Genomic DNA, 12,292 nt, shown 5'->3' with positions numbered 1-12,292 from the left:
AGGTAGAAGTACCTTATCTCTTTTTTTATTACAAAACTTTTTTGTAAATTAACATATTATTTGGTATAATTAAGAGTAAGTAGTAAAAAAGAAAGGGTGAAAAAATGAAGATATCTGTTGCAATGATAACCTTTAATGAAGAAAAAATATTGAGAAAAACTTTAGAATCAGTTAAAGGATTGGCGGATGAAATAGTTATTGTAGACAGTGGATCAACAGATGCTACAAAGAGTATAGCAGAAGAGTTTGGTGCAAAGTTCTATATAGAATCTTGGAAGGGCTATGGACCACAAAGAAATTTAGCTATAGAGAAGTGTAAAAATGACTGGATTTTAAATATAGATGCAGATGAAGAGATATCAAAAGAGTTAAAAAAAAAGATAATAGAAATAACATCAGATATTAACAATAAAAAAGAGATTTTTAAAATAAATAGGTTATCAGTTTGCTTTGGAAAACAAATAAAGCATGGAGGATGGGGAACATCTTATGCAATAAGATTATTTAAAAAAGGTTCTGGAAAATTTAATGATAATATAGTTCACGAAGAATTTAAAGCAAATAAAGAGATCTTTAAAATAAAAGAAAATATATATCATCATTCATATTTAACTATGGAAGATTATTTTAATAGATTTAATAGATATACAACAGAAGGTGCAAAGGACTATTATAAAAAAAATAAAAAAGTGAGTATATTAGATATAGTAGTAAATCCAATATATAAATTTTTGAAAATGTATATTTTTAGATTAGGATTTTTAGATGGTATTGAAGGCTTTGTCATAGCATCAACAAGTTCGATGTATTCTATGATAAAATATTTTAAACTGAGGGAGATGTATAAGAATGGCTCATACTTACAAAAGAATAATAATAGCAAGAACGGATAAAATAGGTGACTTAATTCTATCAATTCCTAGTTTTTTTATGATTAGAAAAATGTATCCTGAAGCTGAAATAACCTTATTAGTGAGAAATTATAACTACAATATAGTAAAAAATTTGCCATATATAAATAGAGTTGTTCAAATAGATAGATACAGACAAAAAGAACTTTTAGAAAAAATAAAATATTTTAATGCCGATGTTTTTATAGCTTTATATGTTGATAATTTTGTAATGGAATTAGCAAAAGCAAGTAAAGCTAAAATAAAAATAGGACCTTTATCAAAAATAAAATCTTTTTTTACTTTTAATAAAGGTGTTTTACAAAAAAGATCTAAATCAATAAAACATGAAGCAGAATACAATTTAGATTTAATAAAAAAACTTGATAAAAAACTTTTTGAAGATAGATTTGAAATAAATACTCAGATTTTTCTAGATAAAAGTAATTTAGAAGCTGCTGAAAAATTTTTCAAAGATAATAGTATTGGAGATAAAGTGTTAGTTGTAAATCCGTTTATGGGTGGTTCTGCAAAAAATATAACAGATGATCAGTATGCAGATATTTTAAGAGAAGTTATAGATAGAGAAAAAAATATTGATGTAATTGTAACAGCACATATTTCGGATGAAGAAAGAGGATTAAAGCTTTTAGAAAAAATAGGAAGAGACAGAGTATACCTATTTGCAAATGGAGGAGAACTTTTAAATATAGGAGCAGTTATAAATAGAGCTAAAGTTTATTTTGGAGGTTCAACAGGACCAACTCATATAGCAGGTTCTTTACAAAAAAGTATAGTAGCTTTATATCCTAAAAAAGCAACTCAAAGTCCTATGAGGTGGGGTATTTTTGGTAATGAAGATGTTACATATATAATACCAGATGAAAATACAAAAGAAAATTATAAGCATAAAGATTTTGATTCTTATAATGAAAATATTAAAGAGAAAATAGTTCAGGCAATAATAGATAGATTGGAGAGATAAGCGTGAAAATATTAGTAATACATACAGCTTTTATAGGAGATATTGTTTTATCAACACCGTTATTAAAAAGAATAAAAGAGGTATACCCAGAAGCAAAAATTACTTATGTAACTACTCCTATTGGTGCCACTATTTTGAGAAATAATCCAAATGTAACTGAGATAATAGAATATGATAAAAGAGGAAGCCATTCAGGAGTTAAAGGGCTATTGGCTTTAGGAAGAAGATTGAGATATGAAAATTTCAACATGGTCTTAACACCTCATAGATATTTAAGAAGTTCTATTTTAGCGTGGTTGACAAGATCTCCTAAGAGAGTTGGTTACGATATAGCAAGTGGATCTTGCTTATTCACTGATAAAATAAGTTATGATAAGAGTAAACATGAAGTGGATAAATTATTGTCATTTATAGGAGAGGTTCCATCTAATTCAAGAGAAAAATATCCAATAGAATTATATCCAAATAAAAAAGATATTGATGCAGTTGACAAGATTTGGAATGAAAATAATTTTAACAATCAAGAGATTATAGCAGTAGCTCCTGGAAGTAAGTGGTTTACAAAAAAGTGGCCTTTAGAATATTTTAATGAAGTAATTGATTTGCTAGTAGAAAATGGTAAGAAAGTTATTGTTATTGGTGGTAAAGATGAGTTGTATTTAAATGTAAATATTCAACAAGGTGTTTTAGATTTAAGAGGAAAAACAACATTGTTAGAATTAGCAGAGGTTTTAAAAAGAGTTAAAGTAGTTTTAACAAATGATTCATCACCGATACATATAGCGTCAGCTTTTAAGAAAACCTCAATTCTTGCAATTTTTGGCCCAACTGTGAAAGAGTTTGGATTTTTTCCATGGAGTAAAAATAGTGAAGTTTTAGAAATTGAAAATCTTTCTTGTAGACCGTGTGCAATACACGGAGGAGATAAGTGTCCAAAAGGTCATTTTAAATGTATGTTAGATATAAAACCAAAACAAGTCTATGAAAAAATTCTACAAATTTTGAAGAGGGTGTAATGGAAAAAATATTATGTAATAGCGAAGCGGATTTTAATTTAGTTAATAAAATTAAGAGAGAAGAATTTAAAGTTATTAAAGATTTAAAAAATGACGATAGAAGTAAGGTTATATTAATTGATATTGATGGAAATAAATATGTTTATAAAATTCCTAAAGAAAAGAATAATCGTATATGGCAAAGAATAACTTCCCTAATTAGGGGAAGTGAAAGTAAACGAGAATATGAAAATTATTTAAAAATAAAAGAGAATGGTTTTAAAGGACCTATTCCTATAATGTATTGGGAGAGGAAAATTTTTGGAATATGTGTTGATTCATTTTTAGTGAGTTCGTATTTATCTGGAAAACCAGCAACTCAAAAAAATTTAAAACTAGTGGAAAAAGAATTGAGAAAAATACATGCTAAAGGTTATTTACATGGAGATTCTCAATTAAGTAATTTTATAGTAGAAAATAATGAAATTTATTTAATAGATGCAAAATTAATGAAAAATAAATATGGAAAAGCAGGGGAGGCATACGAATTTATATATTTAGAAGAAAGTTGTCATAAAGAGATTGATATTTATGATAAAAATACTCTAAGTTATAAATTGGCAAAAAGTTTAAATAGTTACCTGCATTGGATTGGAAGAGTGAAAAAAGCAATTCGAGGAAAGGAAAGATAAATTGAGAGTTTTAATAATAAGACTTAGTTCTATAGGAGATGTAATATTGACTACTCCTGTTTTAAAGGAACTGAAAAAAAAGTATCCAGATATAATTATAGATTTTTTAGTTATGGAAAATTTTAAAGATGCAATATCAGGATGTCCTTATATAGATAATTTAATTTTATTTAACAAAAAAAGGCACGATGGTTTAAAAAATATGATAGCATTTGGAAAAAAATTAAAATTAAATAATTATGATTATGTATTTGATTTGCATGCTAAAGTGAGATCAAAAGTTATAAGTAATACAATTGGAAGTAAAACATATACGTATAAAAAAAGAAGTTTATTAAAAAGTATTTTAGTTAAAACCAAGGCAATAAAATATAAAGTGGATGATACAATTATTAAAAATTATTTTGGTGCTTTTAAAGTTCTAGGGTTAGAGTACAATGGTGAGGATTTAACTTTTAGTTTTGAAAAAAAAGATTTAGAAAAATTGGAAACACTTTGTATAGAATATGACAATGTTCCAATGATAGCCCCAGGAGCTTCAAAGGAAACTAAAAAATGGACTAAAGAAGGGTTTGCACAATTGTCAAAACTCCTTTATAATAAATATGGGAAGAAACCAATTATAATAGGGTCAAGTAATGAGTATGAAATGTGTGAGGAGATTAAAAATCTTGCAGATGGGTTTGCTATAAATTTAGCTGGAAAATTAACTTTAAAAGAGAGTGGAGCACTACTTTCTAAAGCTAGGTTTTTAGTTACAAATGATTCTGGACCATTTCATATAGCAAGAGGGGTAAAATGCCCAACTTTTGTTATATTTGGTCCAACTAGCCCAGGTATGTTTGAGTATGATGGAAAAAATGTATTAATCTATTTAAATGAACCCTGTTCACCGTGCAGTTTACATGGAGATAAAGTGTGCCCACAGAAACATTTTAATTGTATGAAAAAATTAAATGCAGAAATGGTTATGGAAGCAATAGAAAAAAATGGGAGGTAATTGAATATGGCAAAAAAATCAGTAGATACAACAACAGATAAGTCAAAAGCTTTAGAAACAGCATTAAAACAGATAAGAAAAGATTTTGGAGAAGGATCAATAATGAAACTTGGAGAAAATCAAGGTATGAATATTGAAGTTATTCCAACAGGAAGTATAAATTTAGATTTAGCTCTTGGTTTAGGAGGAGTTCCTAGAGGAAGAATTATAGAAGTATATGGTGCAGAGAGTTCAGGAAAAACAACAATAGCATTACATATAGTAGCTCAAGCACAAAAAATGGGAGGAGTAGCTGCATTTATAGATGCTGAACATGCTCTAGACCCAGTATATGCAAAAGCTTTAGGTGTAGACGTAGAAGAGTTATTAATTTCACAGCCAGATTTTGGAGAGCAAGCGTTAGAGATTGCAGATATGTTAGTTAGATCAGGAGCAATTGATGTTATAGTTGTTGACTCTGTAGCAGCTTTAGTTCCAAAGGCAGAGATTGATGGAGAGATGTCAGACCAACAAATGGGACTTCAAGCTAGATTAATGTCAAAAGCTTTAAGAAAATTAACAGGTTCTATAAATAAATCAAAAACAACAATGATATTTATAAACCAAGTTAGAGATAAAATTGGTGGATTTAGTTTTGGACCTCAGACAACTACAACAGGTGGAAAAGCTCTTAAATTCTATTCTTCAGTAAGAATGGAAGTTAAAAGAGTTGGAAGTGTAAAACAAGGTGAAGAAGTTATAGGTAATGAAACAGTAGTAAAAGTTACAAAAAATAAGGTAGCTCCTCCATTTAAAGAAGCTAAATTCCAAATTATGTATGGTAAGGGGATTTCTAGAGTAGGAGAAATTTTAGATATGGCCTTAGATAATGATATAGTTGCAAAATCTGGAGCTTGGTTCAGCTTTGGTGATATTAGACTAGGTCAAGGAAAAGAAAATGTAAAGGCTAGATTAGAAACTGAGCCAGAATTATTAGCAGCAATTGAAGAGAAAATAAACCAACTTCTAGAAAAAAATACAATAGTACTACATACATCAGAGGGAGAAGAAGTTGAAGCTGAAGAGATTACTGAAGAATAAGTATCTCTTTGAAAATGGATTGAGTATAGGTCTAAATAACGAAATAGTAAACAAATATGATTTAAAAAGGAGAGAGGAGCTATCTCACGAGGAATACTTACAAGTGTTAGAGTTAGCTGCTCTCTCTACTTCATATTATTATTTAGCTAAAAGAGATTATACTAAAAAAGAGATATATAATAAATTATTACAAAAATATTGGGAAAAAAATCCAATAGTAAAAGTTATAAAAAGATTAGAAGAAGCTGGTTATATTGATGATAAAGAATTTGCTATATCATATGTAAAGACTAAAAAATGTGGTAAGAAAAAAATAATATATGATTTGAAATTAAAAGGAATAACTTCTGAAGTTATAGAAGAAGCACTAAGTTTTTATGAAGAAGAGGATGAGTTAGAAGAATTATCTAGAGCTTGGGATAAACTAGGAGAAAAAGAGGAGCAAAAAAAAATAGCCTCTCTTATGAGAAAAGGGTTTTCATATGGCGATATAAAAAGAGTTATAATCAAAAAAAGGGAGGAAGAATGTTAACATTATTAAAAGTTACATTAGTAGCACTACTAAATTTTATGTATTTAACGTTATTTAAAGCTAGTAAGATAAAAAAGATGTCTAAAGATAAAGCTCCATTTGCTGCAAGAAAAGAGTTGAAGAAACTTTCTGAAAGAATAGTAAAGGCAGCTAAAATAAATTTAGAAGTAGTATATCTAGATGAGGCAGCATACAAAAAAATGAAGTTAGATGATGGAATAGTAGTAGTAGCAAATCATTCAAGTAATTTAGATATACCTGTTATAGTTACAGCTTTAAGTATTCCCGTAGGCTTTGTTGCTAAAAAAGAGATGGAAAACTGGCCTTTTTATTCAATGTGGATGAAAATGAGTAATTGTATATTTTTAGATAGATCAAATCCAAGAGAGGGAATAAAAAGCATAAGAAAAGCAGTGGAAATAGTAAAGCAAGGGTATCCAACTGTAATATTTCCAGAAGGAGAAAGAACTTTAACAGGAGAAGTAGGAAATTTCAAAAAAGGAAGCTTCAAATTAGCTACAGAAACTAATGGAATTATTTTACCGTTAACAATAGATGGAACCTTTTTTGTTCAAAATAGAAAAAGTATTTTAATGAAGCCAAATAGAAAAGTTAGATTAACTGTAGGAAAACCGATAGATTTGAGAAAAATAAACCAAGAAAATAGCAAAAACATTAGTGAGATTGTTCGAGAATTGGTAGTTAAAGAGATAGAGTAGAAAAAAAATTAAAAAATAACCACTAAATAAGTATAAAATTAATCGTTAAAAACTTGGGAAAAGTTTGACACTAATTATTATTTGTGCTATAATCTCCTTGAAAATTAAGTTGAGCTTAACAGGGCTTAAACGAAAAATATAATTGGAATATATATTATTTATAATCCACTCAGGAGGAAAAAGATGGAAAACTTACAATCTTACTGGTCAGATTTCAAAGGAAACTTATGGAAGAAAGAAATCAATGTTAGAGATTTCATTCAGAACAACTACACACCATACACTGGGGATGAGTCATTCTTAGTTGGAGCTACTGAAAATACAAAAGCTGTTTGGTCAAAGTTAACAGAAATGTTCAAAGAAGAGATTGCAAGAGGTGTTTATGATGCAGAAACTAGAACTCCTCAATCAATAACTACTTATGGACCTGGATACATTTCAAAGGATAACGAGTCAATCGTAGGACTACAAACAGATGCACCATTAAAGAGAGGAATCTATCCAAAAGGTGGATTAAGAATGGTTGAGAACTCTTTAAATGCATATGGATATGAAATTGATCCAATAACAAAAGAGATTTTTACAAAATACAGAAAAACTCACAACGAAGGAGTTTTCTCAGCATATACAGATGATATGAAAGCTGTAAGAAAATCAGGAATCGTAACTGGATTACCAGATGCTTACGGAAGAGGAAGAATAATCGGAGACTACAGAAGAGTAGCTCTATACGGAGTAGATAGATTAATCGAAGAGAGAAAATTCGAATTAAAGAAAGCTGAAGCTCCAGAATTAACTGAAGAAATCATCAGAAAAAGAGAAGAAATAACAGAGCAAATTAACGCGTTAAAAGCATTTGTTAAAATGTGTGCTTCTTACGGATTTGACGTAACTAAGCCAGCTACAAACGCAAAAGAAGCTGTACAATGGGTATACTTTGCATACTTAGCAGCTACAAAGGATCAAGATGGAGCAGCAATGTCAGTTGGAAGAACTGCAACATTCTTAGATATCTATATTGAGAAAGATTTAGCAAAAGGATTAATTACAGAGAGCGAAGCTCAAGATTTAATCGACCAATTTATCATAAAATTAAGAATTATCAGATTCTTAAGAACTCCAGAGTACAATGATTTATTCTCAGGAGATCCAACTTGGGTAACTGAAGCTTTAGGAGGAGAAGGAGTAGATGGAAGAACTTTAGTTTCTAAAACAGCGTTCAGATATTTAAATACTCTTTACAACTTAGGACCAGCTCCAGAGCCAAACTTAACAGTATTATGGTCACAAAAATCTCCAGCAAACTGGAAAAGTTTCTGTGCTAAAGTTTCAATAGATACATCAGCAATCCAATACGAAAATGATGATTTAATGAGACCTGAGCTAGGAGACGACTATGGAATCGCATGTTGTGTTTCTCCAATGAAAATAGGAAAGCAAATGCAATTCTTCGGAGCTAGAGTAAACTTACCAAAAGCTTTATTATACGCTATCAACGGTGGAAGAGATGAGAAGTCAGGAGCACAAGTAGCACCTAAATTCGAAGGAATCACTTCTGAGTACTTAGATTTTGATGAAGTAATGGAAAAATATGACTTAGTATTAAAATGGTTAGCAGGAGTATATATTAATGCTCTAAAAGTTATCCACTACATGCACGATAAATATTCTTATGAGGCATTTGAAATGGCTCTTCATGATGTAGAAGTTTTAAGAACTCAAGCATCAGGAATTGCAGGATTATCAATCGTTGCTGACTCATTAGCAGCTATTAGAGATGCAAAAGTAAGAGTAATCAGAGACGAGAGAGGAATCGCTGTTGACTTCGTAAGAGAAGGAGAATACGTAGCATTCGGAAACAACGATGATAATACAGATAAGTTAGCAGTTGAAATAATGGAGAAATTCATGAACTACATCAGAACTCATGAGACTTACAGAAATTCAAAAGCTACACAATCAATCTTAACGATAACTTCAAACGTAGTTTATGGAAAGAAAACAGGAACTACTCCTTGTGGAAGACCAGCAGGAACTCCATTCTCTCCAGGAGCTAACCCAATGAACGGAAGAGATACAAGAGGAGCAGTAGCAGCACTTGCTTCAGTAGCTAAGTTACCATTCCACCATGCAGAAGATGGAATTTCTTACACATTTGCTATAACTCCAGGAGCTTTAGGAAAAACTAGAGAAGAAAGAGTAGCTAACTTAGTAGGATTAATGGATGGATACTTCACAGCTGATGGAGGACAACACTTAAATGTTAACGTATTTGATAGAGCGTTATTAGAGGATGCAATGGCTAACCCTGAGAAATACCCTCAATTAACAATCAGAGTATCTGGATACGCAGTTAACTTTGTAAGATTAACAAAAGAGCAACAATTAGATGTTATATCAAGAACAATTAACGGAAATATGTAATAATTAAAAAAGGATGTGCTAAGAAAATGAAAAAGGGATTTATTCACTCACACGAGAGTTTTGGAACTGTAGATGGACCAGGTATTAGATATGTAGTGTTTACTCAAGGATGTCCTTTAAGATGTAAATACTGTCATAATTGTGATACTTGGAAAAGAGAGGATGCAAAATTCTTGGAAACTCCTGAACAAACTTTCTTAGAGATCTGTAGATATAAAAACTTTATTAAAACAGGAGGAGTAACGGTGACCGGTGGAGATCCGTTAACTCAACCTGAATATGTAAAGGAGCTATTGAGACTTTGTAAACAAGAAGGTATACATACAGCAATTGATACTTCAGGGTATTTATTTAATGATAAGGTTAAAGAAGCTTTGGAGTACGCAGATCTTGTTTTACTAGATATAAAATCAATTGATCCAGTACAATATAAAGAGTTAACTGGTGTTGAATTAGAACCAACACTTCAGTTTGCAAAGTATTTAAAGGAGATTGGGAAACCAATGTGGGTAAGACATGTTGTCGTACCTGGAATCACTGATAATGATGAATTATTAGGGAAATTAGCTGATTACCTAAAAGATTTTGATAATCTTGAAAAAGTAGAAGTTTTACCATATCACTCTTTAGGTGAATATAAATGGCAAAAGATTGGAATGGATTATCCTTTAAAAGGAGTTGAACAGCTTTCGGCTGAGAGATTTGAAAATGCAAAGAATATATTTAAAAGTAGAGGTTTATCAGTTAAATAGTAAAGTTTTGACTACCTTAGAACAGAGAAGTTCTAAGGTAGTTTTTTATATATTTTAATAAAAAATATGATATAATTAAAGAAAAGTATAAAAGGAGAAATCAATGATTATATTAGGAATAGAAACATCTTGCGATGAAACATCGATAGCTGTTTTAAAAGATGGGAAAGAAGTTTTATCTAATAATATTTCTTCTCAAATAGATATACATAAAGAATATGGAGGAGTTGTTCCTGAAATTGCTTCAAGACACCATATTAAAAATATAGCTACAATTTTAGAAGAGAGTTTAGAAGAAGCTAAAATAACAATGGATGATGTAGATTACATAGCTGTAACATATGCACCTGGATTAATAGGAGCCTTACTTGTGGGAATATCTTTTGCAAAAGGATTGGCATATGGACACGATATTCCTTTAATTCCAGTTCATCATATAAAAGCTCACATTTACGGGAATTTTATTGAACATAATATAGAATTACCGTGTATAGCTCTAGTGGTATCAGGTGGACATACAAATATAGTATATATAGATGAAAAACATAATTTTATAAATTTAGGAGCGACTTTAGATGATGCAGTTGGAGAAAGTTATGATAAAGTTGCAAGAGTTATGGGGATTGGATATCCAGGTGGACCAATTGTTGATAAGCTTTATTATAAGGGTAATAAAGAGGCTTTGAAAATACCAGAACCTAAGGTGGATGGATATGATTTTAGTTTTTCAGGAATTAAAACATCAGTTATAAACGCTGTAAATAAAGCCAGAATGAAGGGAGAAGAGTTTAAACCTGAAGATTTATCAGCTTCATTCCAAGAGAAGGTAGTAGATATACTTTGTAAGAAAACATTAAAGGCTGCTCAAGATAAAGGAGTTAAACAAATTGTAATAGCAGGTGGAGTTGCAGCAAACTCTTTATTAAGAAGTGAATTGAGTTTAAGAGCAAGTAAGATAGGGATAAAGGTGAACTATCCATCTATGACTTATTGTACTGATAATGCGGCAATGATAGCTGAAGCAGCATATTATAAATTAAAATATGGAAAAGAACCAATTTTTGCAGATTTAACATTAAATGGAAAAGCAACATTAGATATAATGAAAGATTAAAAATACCCCAAATTTTGGGGTATTTTAAATTTTATGGTATAATTTTAGTGCAATAAAATAGAGTTACAATGAGTCCGTCTACGAGGTATTTGACATTGAAAAACTCTTGAAAATATGGTAAAATTTTTAGATAGTAAAGTGTAATTTTGGAGGTAAAATGAAGATATATATTGCTCCTTTAGCAGGAGTTACAGATTATACATTTAGAGGAATTTTAGATGATTATAAACCAGATTTGATGTTTACAGAGATGGTTAGTATAAATGCGTTAGAGATGGAAAATGAAAAGACTTTAAATCAGATTTTAAGAATAAGAGATGGTGAAGCTGTTCAAATCTTTGGTAAAGATGTAGAAAAGATGGTTTATAGTGCAAAGTATATAACAGAAAAGTTAGGTGTAAAGCATATAGATGTAAATGCAGGGTGTCCAGTAAATAAGATTATAAAAAATGGATATGGTGCAGCCTTATTAGAGGATCCTGATCAAATAAAAAGAATTTTATGTGAAATAAGAGAAGCTATACCTGAAGATGTAGATTTATCTTTAAAAACTAGAGTAGGTTATAAAGGATTAAAGCAACATAAACTAGTAGGTAAAATAGCTGAAGAAGCTGGATGTAAACATATTACAATTCACGGGAGAACAAGAGAGCAGATGTACAGTGGAACTGCAAACTGGGACCTTATAAAAGAAGTGAAAGAAAGTGTTAATATAGAGGTCATTGGAAATGGAGATATATTCACAGCAGAAGATGCTTATGAAAGAGTTAAGCATTCAGGAGTTGATGGAATAATGTTAGCTAGAGGAATATGTGGAAATCCATGGTTAATACAGCAGATTAGAGAAAAGTTTGAAACAGGAGATGTTATAACGGAAGTTACTCCAGAGATGAGATTAGATATGGCAATCAGACATGCGCTTCAAGGGAAATTAGATAATCCAAATAAAAAGTTTTTATTTGAGCTTAGAAAACACCTTTGTTGGTATTTAAAAGGAATAAGAAATGGAGCAGCATTAAAGGGAGCGATAAATCAAATAGAAAGCTATGACGAATTAATAGCACTATTAGAAAGAGCTAAGGAAAATTTAAAATAAAGGGACGTGATTT

General features: G+C 30.2%; 12 protein-coding genes. All 12 read left to right on the top strand.

All coding sequences use genetic code 11. The features are described from left to right. Positions 1–104 precede the first annotated feature (104 nt). The 12 genes from H5J23_RS09185 to dusB all read left to right on the top strand — a co-directional run bounded on the left by H5J23_RS09185 (position 105) and on the right by dusB (position 12,279). Positions 105–893: a glycosyltransferase family 2 protein gene (locus tag H5J23_RS09185; protein ID WP_185891843.1), complete on the top strand. Its 789-nt coding sequence runs from the start codon at positions 105–107 to the stop codon at positions 891–893. Then, positions 850–1,875 (top strand): glycosyltransferase family 9 protein, encoded by a 1,026-nt coding sequence (locus H5J23_RS09180; RefSeq protein ID WP_023050975.1) that lies wholly within the window; start codon positions 850–852, stop codon positions 1,873–1,875. The genes H5J23_RS09185 and H5J23_RS09180 overlap by 44 nt, the downstream gene beginning before the upstream one ends. A 2-nt stretch (positions 1,876–1,877) precedes the next feature. After that, positions 1,878–2,891 (top strand): lipopolysaccharide heptosyltransferase II, encoded by a 1,014-nt coding sequence (waaF, locus tag H5J23_RS09175; RefSeq protein ID WP_023050974.1) that lies wholly within the window; start codon positions 1,878–1,880, stop codon positions 2,889–2,891. Further along, positions 2,891–3,562 carry a lipopolysaccharide core heptose(II) kinase RfaY gene (locus H5J23_RS09170; protein WP_185891841.1) on the top strand — a complete coding sequence of 224 codons (672 nt, stop codon included), beginning with the start codon at positions 2,891–2,893 and terminating at the stop codon, positions 3,560–3,562. The genes waaF and H5J23_RS09170 overlap by 1 nt, the downstream gene beginning before the upstream one ends. 1 nt (position 3,563) lies before the next feature. After that, a complete protein-coding gene (locus tag H5J23_RS09165) occupies positions 3,564–4,562 on the top strand; it encodes a glycosyltransferase family 9 protein (RefSeq protein ID WP_023050972.1) in 999 nt (332 codons plus the stop codon). A 6-nt stretch (positions 4,563–4,568) separates the two neighbouring features. Further along, complete coding sequence (gene recA, locus H5J23_RS09160) at positions 4,569–5,642, top strand: recombinase RecA (RefSeq protein WP_023050971.1); 1,074 nt, start codon at positions 4,569–4,571, stop codon at positions 5,640–5,642. Then, on the top strand, positions 5,614–6,174 hold the full coding sequence (locus H5J23_RS09155; protein WP_185891839.1) for a regulatory protein RecX: 561 nt from the start codon (positions 5,614–5,616) through the stop codon (positions 6,172–6,174). The genes recA and H5J23_RS09155 overlap by 29 nt, the downstream gene beginning before the upstream one ends. Then, positions 6,168–6,893 (top strand): 1-acyl-sn-glycerol-3-phosphate acyltransferase, encoded by a 726-nt coding sequence (locus tag H5J23_RS09150; RefSeq protein ID WP_023050969.1) that lies wholly within the window; start codon positions 6,168–6,170, stop codon positions 6,891–6,893. Before H5J23_RS09155 ends, H5J23_RS09150 begins: the two co-directional genes overlap by 7 nt. Positions 6,894–7,076: 183 nt before the next feature. Further along, a complete protein-coding gene (gene pflB / locus H5J23_RS09145; RefSeq protein ID WP_185891837.1) occupies positions 7,077–9,317 on the top strand; it encodes a formate C-acetyltransferase in 2,241 nt (746 codons plus the stop codon). Positions 9,318–9,343: 26 nt separating this feature from the next. After that, complete coding sequence (gene pflA, locus H5J23_RS09140; RefSeq protein ID WP_023050967.1) at positions 9,344–10,069, top strand: pyruvate formate-lyase-activating protein; 726 nt, start codon at positions 9,344–9,346, stop codon at positions 10,067–10,069. 103 nt (positions 10,070–10,172) lie between these two features. Continuing rightward, complete coding sequence (tsaD, locus tag H5J23_RS09135; RefSeq protein WP_023050966.1) at positions 10,173–11,183, top strand: tRNA (adenosine(37)-N6)-threonylcarbamoyltransferase complex transferase subunit TsaD; 1,011 nt, start codon at positions 10,173–10,175, stop codon at positions 11,181–11,183. Positions 11,184–11,340: 157 nt separating this feature from the next. Then, positions 11,341–12,279 carry a tRNA dihydrouridine synthase DusB gene (gene dusB / locus H5J23_RS09130; RefSeq protein WP_023050965.1) on the top strand — a complete coding sequence of 313 codons (939 nt, stop codon included), beginning with the start codon at positions 11,341–11,343 and terminating at the stop codon, positions 12,277–12,279. The last annotated feature ends 13 nt before the right edge of the window (positions 12,280–12,292 follow it).

The sequence above is a fragment of the Cetobacterium sp. 2G large genome (assembly GCF_014250655.1).
Lineage (GTDB): Bacteria > Fusobacteriota > Fusobacteriia > Fusobacteriales > Fusobacteriaceae > Cetobacterium_A > Cetobacterium_A somerae.
Note: the sequence above shows the minus strand (reverse complement) of the source record. Positions and strands in the feature narration are given on the sequence as shown.